Consider the following 17508-nt stretch of genomic DNA (forward strand, 5'->3'; position numbering starts at 1 on the left):
AATTTCGATCAGGTAGAAAATTCTCAGATTCGCTGGGGCCTGAACTTTGGCAAAAGCTTTGGGCAGCCAGAGCAGGCGGCGCGCCCCGCCGGTGGGCCGGGCGCTGGTGCTGACCGGCCGCGCGGCGGCGGCGGTCCGCGAGCGGGCGGTCGCGGCGGTCGTGGTGGCGGCGGCGGGCCCGGCGGAATGTTCGGCGGTCCGCAGGGCGGGCGCTGGCAGGTGTCGCTGTATCACACCTACAAGCTGACCGACACAATCCTGATCCGTCCGGGGGTGCCCGAACTCGACCTGCTTGACGGATCGGCGACGGGGAGCGGCGGCGGCAGCAATCGCCACCTGCTCGAACTTGACGGCGGCCTTTTCAACAAGGGCCTGGGGGTCCGGCTCAGCGCCAAATATGACAGCGGCAGCACGGTGACGGGCGGCACGGCGGGCAACCTGAACTTTGGCGATCTCGCCACTTTTAATCTGCGGTTCTTCGTCGACCTAAACCAGCGGCCGAAGCTGACCGAGAAATTGCCGTTCCTGAAGGGATCGCGTTTGCGCCTGTCGGTCGACAATCTGTTCGATGCACAGCGCAGGATCACCGATGCGAATGGCGTGGTGCCGCTCAATTACCAACCCGGCTATATCGACCCGCTGGGCCGCTATATCGAGCTGGAGTGGCGCAAGACCTTCTAGGCGGTGAAACTTGCTGGGCTGGTGCTACCCTCTGGCGCGGGCTGGGCGGGAACGAAGGACAGGGCTTTCGCGAACTGCGCTGTGCAGTTTGTCCAGCTGAAGCGTGCGCCGAGTGCGGCGGCGTCGGCTCGGTCGCAGGCCAGTGCGGCATCGATCGCGCGGCCCAGATCCTCGTCGAGCGCGCCAGCGCCGTCGCGAACGATGTCGCCAGGCCCCGGGACCGGATAGGCGGCGACCGGCGTCCCGCAACTCAGCGCCTCGATGACCACCAGGCCGAAGGTGTCGGTGCGGCTGGGGAAGACGAAGACGTCCGCACCCGAATAGGCCGAGGCAAGCGTTTCACCGCTCAGCTTGCCAAGACATACCGCCTGGGGATGCCGCGCCTGCAACTGGGCGAGGGCAGGGCCGTCGCCAACGATGACCTTTGTTCCCGGTCCGCCACAGTCGAGAAATGCACCGATATTCTTCTCGACCGCGACGCGCCCGACATAGAGCTGGATCGGCCGCGCGAGCCCCGCATAGGCCGGCAGCGGCGCGCGGTCCGCGCGGAACAGGTCGTGGTCGACGCCGCGTTCCCACATCATCGTCTGCGTCAGGCCCTGTTCGGCAAGCTCGCGGGCCAGGCTGCGTGTCGCGACCATGATGTGCCGCGCCGGTCGGTGAAACCAGCGAATGAAGCGCCAAATGAGTGCGGGCGAGACCGGCAACCGCGCCGCGACATATTCGGGAAAGCGCGTGTGATAGGCGGTGGTGAAAGGGAATGTGTTGCGGAGGCACCAGCGGCGCGCCGCCAGCCCGAGCGGGCCTTCCGTCGAGATATGGATCGCCTGCGGTGCAAAGGCGCGGATATATTGCCCGACCTTGCGCCAGCCCGCGAATGCCAAGCGGATCTCGGGATAAGAGGGGCAGGGGACGGAACGAAACAGGTCGGGCGAGACGACGCCGACCTCATGCCCCGCCTTGCGCAGTTCGGCAATCGTGGCCTGCAGTGTCCGCACGACGCCATTGATCTGCGGCTCCCACGCGTCGCTGACGATCAGGATCCTCATGCGGCGCGCGCCGGGGCCGGGAGTTCCAGAACCGTCGGCACGGCGCGTGCCGCGACCGCCTCGGCCCAATGCAATATCTCCATCGTCCCGTCATGATGCTCGACCAGCGCGGTGCAGCCCTCGACCCAGTCGCCATCGTTATAATATTCGGTGCCTTCGATTTCGCGCATCTCGGCGCTGTGGATATGGCCGCAAACGACGCCATCGACCCCGCGCGAGCGGGCGGCGTGGGCGACCACTTCTTCATAGCGGCCGATGAACTGGACCGCGTTCTTGACCTTGTGCTTGGCGACCATCGACAGCGACCAATAGGGCAGGCCAAAGGCGCTGCGGATGCGGTTGACCACCACATTGCACTTCATCAGCGCGGTGTAGGCGGCATCGCCGACAAAGGCGAGCCAGCGGTGCGCCAGCATCACCGCGTCGAATTCGTCGCCATGGACGACCAGCAGTTTCCGTCCGTCGGCGGTTTCGTGGATCGCCTCGCGGCGGATCTCGACCCCGCCGAAATCGAAGCCGTCGAACGGCTTGACCATCTCGTCATGGTTGCCGGGGACATAGACGACGCGCGTGCCACGCTTCGCGCGCTTGAGCACGCGCCAGACAAGGTCGTTATGCTCGGGTGGCCAGAAATGCCGCTTTTTGAGCCGCCAGCCGTCGATGATGTCGCCGACAAGATAGAGCGTCTCGCAATCGACATGGTCGAAAAAATCGATCAGCATCGCCGCGTTGCAGCCGCGGGTGCCGAGATGGATGTCGCTGACCCACACGGTGCGATAGCTCCGCCGCTCGCCGATCGCGCGTTCGGGAATATGCGGGTCACTCGTGAACGGGTCGGGAAAACGCGCGGGGATGGGCAGGGTCGAAATCGTGGCCATGTCACACTCCGTAAGCAGCTTCGGCTGCTCACGGCGTAGACAGGAGATTTGTGACACTGTGCGATTCAAAGCCGCGTCGGTTTGGCGACGGTTTGGGGGCGGTTTTGTGACGGCGGCACCTCATCCGCCCTTGCGAGGAGCGAAGCGACGCGGCCATCCAGAGATGGCGTAAACCGCCCTGGATTCTCTCGCTCCGCTCGCAAGGACGAGGCCTATGGCGCTAAGTCCGTCGAATCACCAAATTCCTGATTTCGCTCATATCCTCCATCGCAAAGCGCACGCCCTCGCGGCCCAGCCCCGAATCCTTCACCCCGCCATAGGGCATATTGTCGACGCGGTAGCTCGACACATCGTTGACGACGATACCGCCGACGTCGAGATGGTCCCACGCGTCCATGACCTTCTGGATGTCGCTGGTGAACAGCCCCGCCTGAAGCCCAAATTTGCTGTCGTTGACCTCTGCCAGCGCGTCGTCCCATTTGGCGAATTTGGACAGCACCACCACCGGTCCGAACGCTTCCTCGACGACGACATCGCTGCCCGCCGGGACATTTTCGAGCAGCGCTGCTTCCAGCATATTGCCCTCGCAGCCGCCGCCCGCGAGCAGGGTCGCGCCCGCGGCGACCGCGTCGTCGATCCACCCTTTCAGACGCTGCGCTTCCTTCACCGAAATCATCGGGCCGATGAAGGTGTCGCGGTGCTTGGGATCACCCGATTTCAACGTCTTGACCTTCGCCGCTAACATGTCGCGGAACCGATCGTAGATGTCTTCGTGGATGATCACGCGCTGCACATGGATGCAGCTCTGCCCCGACTGATAATAGCCGCCGAAGATGATCCGCGCGAGCGCATGGTCGAGGTCGGCATCCTTGTCGACCACCACCGCGGCATTGCCGCCCAGTTCGAGCACGACCTTCTTCTTGCCTGCCTTGCCCTTCAAATCCCAGCCGACGCCGGGCGAGCCGGTGAAGGACAGCAGCTTCAGCCGCTCGTCGGTGGTGAACAGGTCGGCGCCGGCGCGGCTGGCGGGCAGGATGCTGAACGCGCCCTCGGGCAGGATGTCGCATTCAGCGAGCACTTCGCCCATGATGATTGCGCCCAGCGGCGTCATGCTCGCGGGCTTCATCACGAACGGGCAGCCGATCGCGATCGCCGGCGCGATCTTGTGCGCGGCGAGGTTGAGCGGAAAGTTGAACGGCGAGATGAAGCTGCACGGCCCGATCGGCACCCGCTTCCACATTCCCATATAGCCCTTGGCGCGCGCCGAAATGTCGAGCGGCTGGACCTCGCCATAATTGCGCGTCGCCTCCTCGGCGGCGATGCGGAAGGTGTCGATCAGGCGGGTGACTTCGCCCTCGCTGTCGGCGATCGGCTTGCCCGCCTCGATGCAAAGCGCAAATGCGAGCTCGTCGAACCGCTCCTGAAACCGCGTCACGCAATGCGTAAGCACGTCGCGTTTCTCGAAACTCGCCAGCCGCGCCATCGGCTCAGCGGCGCGCACCGCGCCGGCGATCGCTTCGTCGATCACATCGGGGGTGGCGAGAGCGGTGCGGAACGCGATTTCGCCGGTGAACTTGTCCGTCACCTCGAGGTCGGCGTTCGGCTGAACGGCCTTGTTGTTGAGGTAGAGCGGGTAGACGTCTTTGAGTTTCATCTCATTCTCCATCCTCCCGCTGGCGGGAGGGGGCGTTCAGAGGTACGTGCCTCTGAACGCGGGTGGGCCAGCGGCGGCGCGGTATGCCTGCCCCGCTGCGAATAGCGAGCCAAGGTCGCAAGTCTTGCTGCCCCTCCCGCAGGCGGGAGGGGATGAGGGATTACATCTCTTTCGATATCTTCTTGATATCGATATTCAAGATCTGATCATTCTCCGAATAGTCGACCGGGCAATCGATGAGATGCACGCCCGGCGTATCGCGGGTGTGGGCGAGGAGTTCCTGCAGGTGCGCGGCGCTGGTCACGCGGTGGCCGTGCGCGCCATAGGCTTCGGCATATTTGACAAAATCGGGATTGCCATAGGTCAGCCCCCAATCCTTGAAGCCCATATTGGCTTGTTTCCAGCGGATCATGCCATAGCTGTTGTCGTTGAGGATCAGCACCGTCATGTTGAGCCCCAGTCGGACCGCGGTTTCCATTTCCTGGCTGTTCATCATGAACCCGCCGTCGCCGCACACCGCCATGACCTTGCGTTCAGGATAGATCATCGCCGACATCATCGCCGACGGCAGCCCAGCGCCCATCGTTGCCAGCGCATTGTCAAGCAATACGGTATTGGGACGATAGGCTGTGTAGCCGCGCGCGAACCAGATTTTATACACGCCGTTATCGAGACAGATGATGCCGTCGTCGGGCATCGCGTCGCGGATCGACTGGACGAGATGCGGCGGAAAGATCGGGAAGCGCGCATCCTCGGCCAGCGGCTTGGTATGCTCGACCTCGCCCTGCCGGTACTTTAGCATATGGTCGAATTTCCAGCTGCCGCTGGGGACGATATCTTCCTTCATCTGCCACACCGCATTGGCGATATCGCCGATCACCTCGATGTTCGGGAAATAGACCGGATCGACCTCGGCGGTTTTCGACGACACATGGATGACCGTCGGCCCGCCGCGTTGCATGAAGAAAGGCGGCTTTTCGATCACGTCGTGACCCAGGTTGACGATGCAGTCCGACGCCTCGACCGCGCGATGGACGAAATCGCCCGCCGACAGCGCAGCGCAGCCGAGGAATTTCGGATGTCGCTCGTCGATAACGCCCTTGCCGAGCTGGGTCGTCAGGAACGGGATGCCGGTCTTTTCGATGAATTGCAGCAGCATGCGGCTGGTCATCGTCCGGTTGGCGCCGGCGCCGATCACAAGAACCGGCGATTTGGCGGCTTCGAGCGCCTTGACCGCCTCGCGGATCGATTTGACGTCAGCGGTCGGGCGGCGCGAATGGCTGCGCTTCAGCGGCGTCGCGTCGGTATGTTCGTCGGCGATATCCTCGGGCAGTTCGATGTGGACCGCGCCGGGCTTTTCCTCCTCGGCCAGACGAAAGGCTTCGCGCACCCGGCTCGGGATATTGTCCGACGCCGCCATCTGGTGGGTATATTTGGTGATCGGACCCATCATCGCGACGACGTCGAGGATCTGGAACCGGCCTTGTTTCGATTTCTTGATCGGCTTTTGGCCGGTGATCATCATCATCGGCATCCCGCCGAGCTGGGCATAGGCCGCAGCGGTGACGAAGTTCGTCGCGCCGGGGCCGAGGGTCGCGAGGCAGACCCCGGTCTTGCCCGTATGGCGCCCGTAGGTTGCCGCCATGAACCCCGCACCCTGCTCGTGCCGCGTCAGGATTAATTTGATCTGGGTCGACCGCGACAGGCTGTCGAGAAAGTCGAGATTCTCCTCGCCCGGAACGCCGAAAATATATTCGACGCCTTCTTCTTCCAGACATTCGATGAACAGGTCGGATGCTTTTTTCATATGTCAGTCGCCCCCTCAGCCACGCACCACCCCGGTGCGGCCCCAAGCCATGCTGGCGACCCTCAGCATCATGTCGTTGCAGCGGCGCTCGTCATAGGCCGCGAGTCCCTGCTGCATCGGAAAGGTTTGTAACGAGGGGGCAAGGGGTTGTCACCCTGTGCGAGCCGCACCGCCTTCGATCAGCGCCGGTCGATCCACAGGTCGCGGTCGAGGCGGCCCAAAACCTCCGATCCGGCGGGGATTTCGGCGCTTCGCCCGGTGGCAATGAAGGGCAGCAAGAGAAAAGCGGCGGCGGTGGCTGCGGCATCGTCGGCACCGGCCTCGCCCTTGGCTTCGAGCATGCCGGCGATCCGGACGGTGCCGCCGGGGAGCTCGGCATAGAGCAATTGCACCTCGAGTTTCCCCGATTTGCCGAACGCGCCGCGCGCTTCGGCCCGTGACAGCTGGGCGACGACCACGGTGCCGACGGGAATGACCGCTGCCTCTTTGACGATCAGCGGCGCTGCGACCTTCAGGTACAGAAGGTCGCCCTTGACGCTCTTTTTGCTGGAAATCGCGTTGATGGTGACCAACTCGATGATGGTTCCGGCTGGCACGAGAATGCGCGATTCGGATCGGACCGCGGCCGGCCCCACCGCGGGGTCACTCTGGCTGCCCGCCGGAATGGCCATCGCAAGGCTGATGAAGACGGGTAGGGCCTGAAACAAGGTCATAGCCCGGTTGGCGACGACGGCACGATCTCGGTATCCTGTTCGACAAAGCCCGTCATGAGTTCGCCCGCCTTGATCTTCGCGTTGTTGCCTTTGGCAAAAAGGCCGAGCGGGCCAAGCGCAAAAATGCCCAGCGCGGTCTCGCCGCCACCACTGGCACCCTTGGCGGCATTTGTACCGCTGACCGGAATCTGCAGGCCGCCGCTTTCAACATAAAGAAGCTTCGCTTCGAGCGATCCGGCCTTGCCGACATTGCCGCTTTTCTTCGCCATCAACACTTCGCCCCATGCCGCGGCGCCAACGGGAATGACCGTCACGCCCTCGATCATTACCGGTTTGTCGACGCGCAATTTGAAGCGATGTCCGGCCAGATGCGTTTTCGTCGTCACTTCCGATACGACCATGAAATGAATCGGCGTGTCGCGCCGCAGCAGGAGGGCGGAAGGAGGCGGCGCGACCACGATCGCCGCGGGGGCGGCCGTCTCCGTCTCGGCCTTGATCGCGACTGCCACGGGTTCGTCGATCGGTGCGAGCGTTGTTGCCGCCGCCAACCAGACTGCTGCCATCGCTTCATGAATCGACATCATGATATCCCCCTTAACCCCCGCGACTTAGGCCACGAATGATGCGCTTTGCCAATCAAAAATCTGGTTGACCGCGGTCCGCGAGACGGCGAACTAATGCGCTCCTATGGGGGAGCAGAACATGAAACGAATCGAGTTACTCGCGGCGGTTTCCGTCGCAACAATGGCTTTGTCGACGCCCGCGATCGCCAAACAAAAAGACGCGACATATGTAATGGTCAACGAAGAAATGGGGGTTCCCGTTTTTCCTCATGACATCACCGACAAGCCCTACAAGATTGTCGGCGTCGTCACCGCGGGGGTCCGCAAGGCTACGATCTTCAGCAAGGAACCGTCGCAGAAGAAGATTTACGCGGAAATCTGGGAGCGCGGCGAAAAGCTCGGGGCCGATGCGGTGATCGGCGCGAAATATGGCGACAGCCATGTGACGGCGCTGAGCTGGGGCAACACAAAGGCCGGCGGCGTCGCGATCAAGTTCCTGACCGCGGAAGAAATCGCCGCTGGCGCGAAGGGCGATACGCTCGAGGGCTTCAACCCCGAAGCCTGGAGCGGCAAGAAGATGTAATAACGCGGCCATTCCGCCGCAGGCCGAAATTGCGAAACGGAGAGGGAGCGGTGTTGCCGCTCCCTTTTTGCAATCAATCGATGTCGAACAACCCCGCCAGCTGCTCGACCATCGTCCCGCCGAGCTGTTCGGCGTCCATGATCGTCACCGCGCGGCTGTAATAGCGCGTCACGTCGTGACCGATGCCGATCGCGCACAGCTCGACCGGCGAGCGGTTCTCGATCCAGTCGATGACCTGCCGCAGATGCTGGTCGAGATAGGCGCCGTGATTGACTGACAAGGTGCTGTCGTCGACCGGCGCGCCGTCGCTGATCACCATCAGGATCTTGCGCTCTTCGGGGCGGCCGATGATGCGGCTGTGCGCCCATGTCAGCGCCTCGCCGTCGATATTTTCCTTGAGCAGCCCCTCGCGCATCATCAGCCCCAGCGACTTGCGCGCGCGGCGGTAGGGTTCGTCGGCGGGCTTGTAGATGATGTGGCGCAGGTCGTTGAGCCGACCGGGGTGCGCGGGGCGGCCCGCGGCAAGCCAGTCCTCGCGGCTTTGGCCACCCTTCCATGTCCGCGTCGTGAAGCCGAGGATTTCGGTCTTCACGCCGCAGCGCTCGAGCGTGCGCGCGAGGATGTCGGCACTGATTGCGGCGATGCTGATCGGCCGCCCGCGCATCGACCCGCTGTTGTCGATCAGCAGCGTGACGACGGTATCGCGAAAGTCGGTGTCGCGCTCGATCTTGTACGACAGCGACTGGCCCGGCGAGACGATGACGCGCGCGAGCCGTGCCGCGTCGAGCTGGCCTTCCTCCTGATCGAAATCCCAGGCGCGGTTCTGCTGCGCCATCAACCGGCGCTGCAGGCGGTTGGCGAGCTTGGTCACCGCGCCTTGCAGATGCTGCATCTGCTGGTCGAGATAGGCGCGCAGCCGGGTCAGCTCGTCGGCATCGCAAAGCTCGGTCGCGAGGATGATCTCGTCATGCTTTTCGGTGAAGCGCAGATAATTGAAATCGGGGATGTCGCCGGGCAGGCGATTGGGCCGCACGGGCAGCATGCCCTCATCGCCTTCGCCGCCCATTTCGGGCTCGCCGTCGGCTTCCATTTCCTGCGCGTCGGGGTCGCTGTCGCCGTCGTCGGCCTGGTCGCCCGCCATTTCGGCGCGCGCATCGACCTGCGATTCACCGGCGCCGCCGTCCTCACTATCCTGCTCTTCCTGGCTTTCGTCGGCCTCGGTCTCATCGTCCTCGCCGCCATCTTCGGCGCCCTCGTTCACGGGCTCATCGCTCTGGATCAGGTCGAGGTGGCGCAGCGCGAGCTTGGCGGTTTCGGCAAAGGCGGCCTGATCGTCGAGCAGCATCGACAGCGCGGTCAAGTCGCCGCCCGCTTCCTTGGCAATCCATTCGCGAACGAGTGAAAGGCCGGTTTCGGTGCCCTGCGGTGCCTGTTCTCCGGTCAAGGCCTCGCGCAGCATAAGTTCGAGCGCGCTGGACATCGGGACATCTTCGCGGCCCTGCGCGCGGCTGATCGGATCGCTGCGCATCCGCATCGCGAGGCTGGCCGACAGATTGGCGCGCATGCCGGCCATATGGCGCGCGCCCAGAGCCTCGATCCGCGCGCGCTCCATCGCGTCGAACGCGGCGGCGGCGAGCGGTTCGGCAGGGCGCGCGGCGGCGTGCAATTTCTCGCTGTGGTGCTTCATGCGCAGCGCGAAGCTGTCGGCGAACCCGCGCGCTTCAGCGACCTGATCGGCGGGAAGCGTGCGCGACGGGGTCGGCACCTTGATCGCCTTGCCGATCTGCGCCGGGGCATCGGCAGTAAAGCCAACCTCGACCTCGGCATCGCGGGTGACAGCGCGCGCAACGCTGGAAAGCGCGGCCTTGAAATCGTCGAGTGGCGAGGATGCGGTCATTTCGAATCGGCTCTAACCGGCTTTGACCATCGAAGGAAATCCCCTTTATCGCCGCCCCGGCTCAAGTCCGGGGGGCAGAAGCGAGGATAGGCCAGGCGATAGCTAAGCGCGCTTGACGCCGCAGTGCCGCGGGAGCATCCGGCATGAATGAGCTCTCCCGCCCTGTCCGCGATGAAAAAACCGTGGATCGTCATCGCCTGCGCGGCCTTCATCGTCACGCTGGCGATGGGGGTGCGTCAGTCGTTCGGGCTGTTCCTGCCGCAGATGAGCGTCGATATCGGCATCGGCCGGTCGGACTTCGGCCTCGCGATGGCGCTCCAGAACCTGCTCTTCGGCCTCGTCCAGCCGTTCGTCGGCGCGCTGGCGGACAAGCATGGCGCGGGGCGCGTCGTGCTCGGCGGCGCGTTGCTTTATGCGCTTGGGCTGATCGGCGCGGCTTTGGCCACCGATGCGATCGGGCTCCACATCAGTTTTGGTATCTTCATCGGCATGGCGCAGTCGGCGACGACATTTGTCGTCGTGCTCGGTGCGGTGGGGCGCGTCGTCAGCCCCGAAAAGCGCAGCAGCGCGTTCGGCATCGTCACCGCGGGCGGCTCGCTCGGTCAGTTCCTTGTTGTGCCGCTGGCGTCGATGTTGCTCGGCGATGTCGGATACCATCAGACGCTATGGATCATGGCGGGGCTGGTGGCGCTATGCGGGCTGCTCGCGATCGGGGTCGCCGGGCGGACCGACGGCGGGCCGGGACTTACTGCCGAGGTCGAACAGAGCGCGCGCGAGGCGCTCCGCGAAGCGGCCATTCATCGCGGCTTCTGGTTGCTCAACGCCGGTTTTTTCGTCTGCGGTTTCCACATTGCCTTCATCGCAACCCATCTGCCCGCCTATCTCGACGACAAGGGCTTGGGGATCGGCATCGGCGCGCAGGTGCTGGCGCTCGTCGGCCTGTTCAACATCCTGGGATCCTACATGTTCGGCCGCGCGGGCGATATGCTGCGCCAGAAATATGTGCTGTCGGCGCTCTATGTCGCGCGTTCGGCGGTGATCGCGCTGTTCCTGTTCCTTCCGCTCACCCACGTCAGCGCGCTGGTGTTCGCAGGCGCAATGGGCTTTTTGTGGCTCGGCACGGTGCCGCTGACCAGCGGCATCGTCGGGCGCATCTTCGGCATCCGTTATCTCTCGATGCTCTATGGCATCGTGTTCCTCAGCCATCAGATCGGCAGCTTTTTCGGCGCTTGGATGGCGGGGCTGATCTTCGACGCCACCGGCAGCTATAATATCGCGTGGGGCATTTCGATCGCGCTCGGGCTGTTCGCGGGTCTAGTTCACCTGCCGATCGCCGACGCACCGGTCAAAAGGCTGCAACGCGCATGAGGATCGCGCGGCAGGACTGGATCGCGCTCGCGCTGTTTCTGGCCGTTGCGGCAGGGGGATTGTGGCTGTGGACGGGCGAGGGGCCGGTTGTCTGGCTCGCCAATTTCGCAATCATGTGCGGCTTTTAGGGTCAGCGCACTAAGGCGCTTCGACCGCCGGAATACGGTTGCAGATCGCCTCGTCAGCGGGCTTCGGATCCGCGGGATCGGGGAGCAGCCGGAACACATGCGCCAGATGCGTCGCCATGCGGTCGGGCCGCGTCCGCTTGCCCGCGACGACGTCGACGAAATCGCGGCACGCGACCGCGCTGCGCAGGAAATTGCTGTGCCCGGTGGCGGAGCGCGACACGTCGGTGGTGTCCACAACAGTCAGACCGGCGACCGAGACCGGATAGCAGCGCACCGGCAGCCCCTTCGCCTTCAGGTCGGCGGCTTCGAACGGATCGAAACAATAGGGCGAACCCAGCCGCGGATAGCCGTGCAGCGCGCGCGAGGCGGCGAGCGCCTTGTCGGCCAGCGAGACATAAGCGGTGATGCGCCGATTGTTGGCGACCCGCCGCGCCGACAGCACTTCTTCCTCGATATCGCGTTCGAAGGTTTCGCGATCGATATCGGGTGAGGCGAGGATGACATTCGAAATATTGCTGCTGTCCGCGCTGCTCGAGGTGCGGTCGACATAGGCGATGGCGGGGATCACCAGCCGCGCCCCCAGCGAGTGCGACACCACAACGATTTCCTTGACCCACGGCCGTTCAGCGAGCGTCTTCAGGAAATCGCGGAAGTTGCGGACGTCGTGATACATGTTCGTCTCATCGACGGCGTAGCTGAGCACTTCACCCTGCGACGCCCAGCTATATTCGATCACCGGCCCGTCAAAACCCGTCATCCGCGCGATCTGGGCGGCGTCCTTCGACGTCGTTTCGAACGTCTCGCGGTAGCCATGGACATACAGCAGGACGCGGCCCTGGCGCCGGTCGGTTTCGGCTTGCAACGCCGTCCACCAGTCGCCCGAATCCTGAAACGCTAATGGCGTGCGTAGCTTTGTCTTGCCAGCGACTTCGGCTTCGCGCGGCGACGCAAAGCGGCCATAGCGGATTTTGTCGCCGCGATGGCGAAGCAAGCTGATGGTGTCGGTGCGGCAGTCGGGCAGGCGGCTCGTCGCGAAGAAATATGGCAGCGCCTCGCCATCGACCGATGCACCCGGCCGCGCCGTGCAGCGCGGATCAACGACATACTCGGCGTGACGGACCGGGCCGTAATCGACGGCGGCGATGCTGCACCCCGACAACGGCACGATGGCCATGAGCGTCCACAAGCCTTTGGTCCGCGCGGCGCGATCGATTTTTGAATTTTCTGACATTGCGCGCGACGCTGGCAGAGCCGGACAGGCTTTGGAAGCCCCAAAGATCAATCGATGCGAAGAGTATTGATCGAGTAATACACTTGGCTTATGTCAGGTCCATCGGCCAGCATTTGCCGTCGCGCAACGAGGAGAAACGACGTGTCGGCCTTTGCTGCCTTGCTGTTGACGACGTCGGCAACCGCGCCGCCGCCCTATGTTCCAGCTTTTGATCCCGGCACATTGAAAGGGAATGTGGCCGGAACGCCGAACGAGACGCTGGTGCTGGGCTCTCCGCATTTGTCGGGCTTGCCCGACGAATTTGCACCCCAAAGCCTCGAACCGCTGCTCGCGCGGCTCGCGGCGTGGAAGCCGACGATCATTGCGATCGAAGCCGTGTCGGGCCCGGATTGCGAACGACTGGTCCGTTACGCGCCGCTCTATCCCGGCGCCTCCGACTATTGTCCAGACCCGGCTGCGGCGCAAAAGTCTGTCGGGCTCGACATGGTCGCCGCGACGATCGAAGCCGATCGCGTCCTTAGCGCCTGGCCCGCGCATCCCGCGCCGGCCGATCGCCGCAGGCTTGCTGCGCTGTTTCTAGCGGGCGGCGAACCGGCATCGGCGCTGGTCCAATGGCTGCGGCTTCCCGTCGGCGAACGTCGAGCGGGCGATGGCCTCGACGAAGCGCTGGCCGCGATGCTCGACACGCTGATGACGCGTCGCAACGAGAATTTCCTGGTCGGGTCGGCGCTCGCAGCCCGGCTGGGGCTTGAGCGTGTGTATGCGACCGATGACCATAGCGCTGACGGCGTGAACGCGGCGCTCGACAAAGACCCGGAATATGGCGCTGCGATGCAACGCATATGGGATAATCCGGTGGTGAAGGCGCGGCTGGCAGGGGAAAAGGCGCTTGAGGAAAAGCTGGATGGCGAGGGCGTGCTGGCGATCTATCGCTATTATAACCGGCCGGCGACGATGCAGATCGCATTTGACAGCGATTTCGGCGCTGCGCTGTCCGATGCAACCGCGCAAAATTACGGACGCCGTTATGCTGCCTGGTGGGAAACGCGCAACCTGCGCATGGTCGCGAACATTCGCGCCGCCATGGGCGCGCAGCCGGGCGCCCGCACGCTTGCCATCGTCGGCGCCTCGCACAAGGGCTATTTTGAGTCCTATCTCAACAAGATGCACGACGTCCGACTGGTCGACGCCGAGACAATATTGAAGTGAGCGGCTATTTGCCGATGACGCCTTCGGGCAGGTCTTCGCCGAACACGCGCTGATAATATTCGGCGACGATCATCCGCTCAGCCTCATCGCATTTGTTGAGAAAGCTCAGGCGGAAGGCGAAGCCGAGGTTGTTGAAGATCGCGGCATTCTGCGCCCAGCTGATCACCGTGCGCGGGCTCATGACGGTCGAGATATCGCCGTTGATGAAGCCCTGACGCGTCAAATCGGCGACCTTGACCATATTGGCGACCGTCGTGTCGTCGGTGTTCGGCACCTTGGCAAGGATGATCGCGCTCTCGGTCGCGGCGGGCAGATAGTTCAGCGTGACGACGATGTTCCAGCGGTCCATCTGACCCTGATTGATCTGCTGCGTGCCGTGATACAGCCCGCTCGTGTCGCCGAGCCCGACGGTATTGGCGGTCGAGAACAGGCGGAACCAGGGGTTGGGGCGGATGACGCGGTTCTGGTCGAGCAGGGTCAGCTTGCCTTCGGCCTCCAGCACGCGCTGGATCACGAACATCACATCGGGGCGCCCCGCGTCATATTCGTCGAAGACGAGCGCGGTCGGGGTCTGCAACGCCCAGGGCAGCAGGCCTTCGCGAAACTCGGTCACCTGCTGCCCGTCGCGCAGCACGATCGCGTCGCGGCCGACCAGATCGATGCGGCTGATATGCGCGTCGAGGTTGACCCGGATGCACGGCCATTTGAGGCGCGCCGCAACCTGTTCGATATGCGTCGACTTGCCGGTGCCATGGTAACCCTGCACCATCACGCGGCGGTTGAACTTGAAGCCCGCGAGGATCGCGAGCGTCGTGTCGCCGTCGAAGACATAGGCGGGGTCAAGATCGGGAACGCGCTCGTCGGCCTCGCTGAACGCCGGAACCTTCATGTCGATGTCGATGCCGAACAGCTCGCGCGCATCGACCTCGATATCGGGCGCCGAAAGGAGCGTCGAACCGTGATGGTCGGGAAGGCTGTTCGGAATATCGGTCATGTCACAAGGTCCAGCGAAGGCGGTCGGGAAGAGTCGCCGGTACCCGGCGCTTCGGCTAGCGCGGTATAGGCGTCGGTTTCAGCTTGCAACGCCTTTTCAGAGGAGGCCAAGCGCCTTCATCACGGCCGACTGGTCATAATAGGGGCGTTCGCAGATGATCTTGTCGCTGCCCGGCGCGAACTGAAAGCTCGCCGCAATACGGATGCGAAAGGCCCGGCCGGTTGGCTCGATTGTGCGCGGGCCGAGCTTCAGCGGGCCAAGGTGGGTGCCGGTCAGCCAGAATTCGACCAGCACCGTATCGGTCGCGGCATCGGCGGCAATCGCGATCACCTCGTTCGCCTGATCGGGAAAGGGTTCGCGCGATGCGGCGAAATAGGACCGTACCGCCGCCTCGCCGTCGAACACGGTGCCGGGGCCGAGCAATTCGTAGCGGGGATGCTCGAAGGTCGCGATGACGCCGTCCCAATCGTGGGTGATCTCGAGCGCCATATGGCGGCGGACCACCTCGATCCGTGCCGCGTCCAGATCACCCATCATGCGTCTCCCTATGCAAAGGCCTTGGTCTTGCGGAGCAACTGATACGCCGCAACAACCTCGCCCAGCCGCGACTCGAAACTGCGATCGCCGCCGTTGCGGTCGGGATGATAGCGACGGACCAGCTCGCTGTAACGCCGCCTGAGCGCCGCGCGGTCGGCGCCGGGAGCGAGGCCGAGCAATTGCATCGCGGCATGTTCCTCGCGCGTCAGCCCGGGGTTGGCGGCCTCACGCCGAGCCTCGTCCATCCGCTGGCGGAAGCGCGCTCCGAGCGCGTCGATCGGATCCTTGAAATCGGCCCAGCGCGGCGGCAGGTCGGCGCTGCCCGCGGCGCGAAAGGTGCGGCTTTCGGTCTCCCACCCCGCAGTCGGCGACTGCGCCGCCATGATCTGATCGGGGTTCATGCCTTCAAAGAAATTATAGCCGGCGTTGAATTCGCGGACATGGTCGAGGCACAGCCAGCGATATTGCGGCGGCCCGTCGGGTGAACGCGTCCACGACATCGGCGCACGAAACTCGCCGGGCTCGCGGCATCCGGGCGCAGCGCACGGTTCGTCGCGCGGAACGCGGCCATGGAAACGGTTGGGGCGGGCAGAGGTGGACAAAATGCGCTTTCGAGGTGCGGGGCCGAAGCAAAGGGAGGTCTTATAATTTGGCCACGGTGCGCTTATGGTCAACCCCATGAGCAGCAATGGCCCCGTGCACCAAGAGATGGAAAGCCTGCTCAGCGCAGCTTTCCCCGACGCCAATTTCGTCGTGAGCAACGACAGCGCGAAACATCATGGCCACGCCGGCGACGATGGATCGGGCGAATCGCATTTCAGCCTGACGATCGAATGGGCGGGGTTTGCCGGGATGATCGCGTCGCGCGCCAGCGCGCGGTGAACAAGGCGCTTGGCGACTTGCCGGGGAGGCGCGTCCACGCGCTTGCGATCAAGGCGCGCGCGCCGGGGGAATGACGATGGAAATCATTACCCCATCGACCCACGACCTCGGCGCATTCAAGGTGCGGCGCACCCTGCCCAGCAAGGCGCGGACGATGGTCGGTCCGTTCATTTTCGTCGACCAGTTCGGCCCGGCGCATTTCGACATCGGCGCGGGCATGGATGTGCGACCGCATCCGCATATCAACCTCGCCACCGTCACCTATTTGTTCGACGGCGCGATCGATCATCGCGACAGCCTCGGCACCCTCGCGACGATCCGCCCCGGCGCCTGCAACCTGATGACCGCAGGGCGCGGCATCGTCCATTCGGAGCGCACCCCTGCGGCGGAGCGCGCGACCGGATCGGGGATTTCGGGGATGCAGACCTGGCTCGCGCTGCCCGACGGCAAGGAAGAGATCGACGCGGCATTCGAGCATGTTGCGAAGGATGATCTGCCGCTGATCGAGGATGGCGGCGTGTCGGCGCGGGTGATCATGGGCAGCCTGTGGGGAGCAACCTCGCCGATTACCCAGCATGCCGCGACCATCTATGCCGACATCCTGATGAATGCCGGGTCCAGCATTCCGATCGCAGCCGAAGCCGACGAGCGCGCGGTGCTCGTTGCGCTCGGCGATGCGAGCCTCGATGGCGAGGCGCTCGATCGCCACAGTCTTTATATCCTGAAACCGGGGCAGGCGATGACGCTGCGCGCCGACAGCGATGCGCGCGTGATGCTGCTCGGCGGCGAAGCCTTCAACACGCCGCGCCATGTCTGGTGGAATTTCGTGAGCTCCAGCCGCGATCGCATCAACCAGGCGAAGCATGACTGGAAAGACGGCAAATTCCCGCTCGTCCCCGGCGACAGCGAGGAATTCATCCCGATCCCCGAAGTGCCGAAGACCGTCAGCTATCCGTGAAGGTCGACTGACGACCAATACTGTTCTCTGATAGATCAAGTTCTGGCACCTCGGTCCTGGGCGAATAATGCAGCATCGGATGGCTGCGGGCGCGTCTGGGAGTTTGCTTGCCGGACCGAGAACTCGGCCTAATTGTTTATCATTTTTCAGGGGCTTGTCTCACGAACTCCGGCCCCCACCGGTGTCCCCGGGACTTTCTGAACCATTTCGGTTAGGTAATTTGGTTCGTTATAACCACTCCAGAGATGCCGGGGTCCGTTAGCGAATTGCGCGTCCACATATGTCTCGATGTCGTGTCCGACCTGAGACTCGGGACGACCTGTTGTGAACAATGCTGCCATCGCTGCGGCTCCAATCTGAGCCGCGGCCCGCGAGC

General features: G+C 63.8%; 16 protein-coding genes and 2 pseudogenes. 7 read left to right on the forward strand and 11 right to left on the reverse strand.

Going from position 1 to position 17508, the window contains the following annotated elements; genetic code table 11:
- Positions 1-681 (forward strand): annotated as a pseudogene (locus tag IPF76_RS19885) (TonB-dependent receptor); the annotation flags it as partial.
- Here IPF76_RS19885 and IPF76_RS19890 read toward each other — a convergent pair.
- The 6 genes from IPF76_RS19890 to IPF76_RS19915 form a co-directional block, all read right to left on the reverse strand.
- Positions 678-1730 (reverse strand): glycosyltransferase family 1 protein, encoded by a 1053-nt coding sequence (locus tag IPF76_RS19890; RefSeq protein WP_293847416.1) that lies wholly within the window; start codon positions 1728-1730, stop codon positions 678-680. The pseudogene IPF76_RS19885 and the gene IPF76_RS19890 sit on opposite strands and share 4 nt — an antisense overlap.
- Entirely contained in the window at positions 1727-2608 is an 882-nt protein-coding gene (locus IPF76_RS19895; RefSeq protein ID WP_293847417.1) for a UDP-2,3-diacylglucosamine diphosphatase, read from the reverse strand. Before IPF76_RS19895 ends, IPF76_RS19890 begins: the two co-directional genes overlap by 4 nt.
- A gap of 220 nt (positions 2609-2828) precedes the next feature.
- Positions 2829-4262, reverse strand: coding sequence for an aldehyde dehydrogenase family protein (locus IPF76_RS19900; RefSeq protein WP_293847418.1), 1434 nt, complete (start codon positions 4260-4262; stop codon positions 2829-2831).
- Positions 4263-4422: 160 nt separating this feature from the next.
- Entirely contained in the window at positions 4423-6069 is a 1647-nt protein-coding gene (locus IPF76_RS19905; RefSeq protein ID WP_293847419.1) for an acetolactate synthase large subunit, read from the reverse strand.
- 179 nt (positions 6070-6248) lie between these two features.
- Positions 6249-6782 (reverse strand): hypothetical protein, encoded by a 534-nt coding sequence (locus tag IPF76_RS19910; protein ID WP_293847420.1) that lies wholly within the window; start codon positions 6780-6782, stop codon positions 6249-6251.
- Entirely contained in the window at positions 6779-7366 is a 588-nt protein-coding gene (locus IPF76_RS19915; RefSeq protein ID WP_293847421.1) for a hypothetical protein, read from the reverse strand. Before IPF76_RS19915 ends, IPF76_RS19910 begins: the two co-directional genes overlap by 4 nt.
- A gap of 118 nt (positions 7367-7484) precedes the next feature.
- Between IPF76_RS19915 and IPF76_RS19920 the strand changes: the two genes are divergently transcribed.
- Positions 7485-7928, forward strand: coding sequence for a hypothetical protein (locus IPF76_RS19920; RefSeq protein ID WP_293847422.1), 444 nt, complete (start codon positions 7485-7487; stop codon positions 7926-7928).
- A gap of 73 nt (positions 7929-8001) precedes the next feature.
- On the opposite strand, the gene cobT is transcribed toward IPF76_RS19920, so the two are convergent.
- A complete protein-coding gene (cobT, locus tag IPF76_RS19925; protein WP_293847423.1) occupies positions 8002-9825 on the reverse strand; it encodes a cobaltochelatase subunit CobT in 1824 nt (607 codons plus the stop codon).
- A 147-nt stretch (positions 9826-9972) separates the two neighbouring features.
- On the opposite strand from cobT, the gene IPF76_RS19930 reads away from it, so the two are divergent.
- Positions 9973-11193: an MFS transporter gene (locus tag IPF76_RS19930; protein WP_293847424.1), complete on the forward strand. Its 1221-nt coding sequence runs from the start codon at positions 9973-9975 to the stop codon at positions 11191-11193.
- Positions 11190-11321, forward strand: coding sequence for a hypothetical protein (locus IPF76_RS19935; RefSeq protein ID WP_293847425.1), 132 nt, complete (start codon positions 11190-11192; stop codon positions 11319-11321). Before IPF76_RS19930 ends, IPF76_RS19935 begins: the two co-directional genes overlap by 4 nt.
- A gap of 10 nt (positions 11322-11331) precedes the next feature.
- Here IPF76_RS19935 and IPF76_RS19940 read toward each other — a convergent pair whose 3' ends face one another.
- A complete protein-coding gene (locus tag IPF76_RS19940) occupies positions 11332-12495 on the reverse strand; it encodes an alpha/beta hydrolase (protein ID WP_293847426.1) in 1164 nt (387 codons plus the stop codon).
- A gap of 198 nt (positions 12496-12693) precedes the next feature.
- On the opposite strand from IPF76_RS19940, the gene IPF76_RS19945 reads away from it, so the two are divergent.
- Positions 12694-13761: a DUF5694 domain-containing protein gene (locus tag IPF76_RS19945; protein ID WP_293847427.1), complete on the forward strand. Its 1068-nt coding sequence runs from the start codon at positions 12694-12696 to the stop codon at positions 13759-13761.
- Between the two features lie 4 nt (positions 13762-13765).
- Here the strand turns inward: IPF76_RS19945 and cobS are convergent, their stop codons facing one another.
- The 3 genes from cobS to IPF76_RS19960 all read right to left on the reverse strand — a co-directional run bounded on the left by cobS (position 13766) and on the right by IPF76_RS19960 (position 15894).
- Positions 13766-14755, reverse strand: a complete 990-nt coding sequence (cobS, locus tag IPF76_RS19950) for a cobaltochelatase subunit CobS (protein WP_293847428.1) — start codon at positions 14753-14755, stop codon at positions 13766-13768.
- Positions 14756-14851: 96 nt separating this feature from the next.
- Positions 14852-15292 carry a nuclear transport factor 2 family protein gene (locus tag IPF76_RS19955; protein WP_293847429.1) on the reverse strand — a complete coding sequence of 147 codons (441 nt, stop codon included), beginning with the start codon at positions 15290-15292 and terminating at the stop codon, positions 14852-14854.
- A gap of 8 nt (positions 15293-15300) precedes the next feature.
- On the reverse strand, positions 15301-15894 hold the full coding sequence (locus tag IPF76_RS19960) for a J domain-containing protein (RefSeq protein ID WP_293847430.1): 594 nt from the start codon (positions 15892-15894) through the stop codon (positions 15301-15303).
- 106 nt (positions 15895-16000) lie between these two features.
- On the opposite strand from IPF76_RS19960, the pseudogene IPF76_RS19965 reads away from it, so the two are divergent.
- Both IPF76_RS19965 and IPF76_RS19970 read left to right on the forward strand, forming a co-directional pair.
- A pseudogene (locus tag IPF76_RS19965) lies at positions 16001-16248 on the forward strand (BolA family protein).
- Positions 16245-17132, forward strand: coding sequence for a pirin family protein (locus IPF76_RS19970; protein WP_293847431.1), 888 nt, complete (start codon positions 16245-16247; stop codon positions 17130-17132). Before IPF76_RS19965 ends, IPF76_RS19970 begins: the two are co-directional and overlap by 4 nt.
- The last annotated feature ends 376 nt before the right edge of the window (positions 17133-17508 follow it).

This window comes from Sphingopyxis sp., assembly GCF_016704835.1.
In the GTDB taxonomy this organism is placed as follows: domain Bacteria; phylum Pseudomonadota; class Alphaproteobacteria; order Sphingomonadales; family Sphingomonadaceae; genus Sphingopyxis.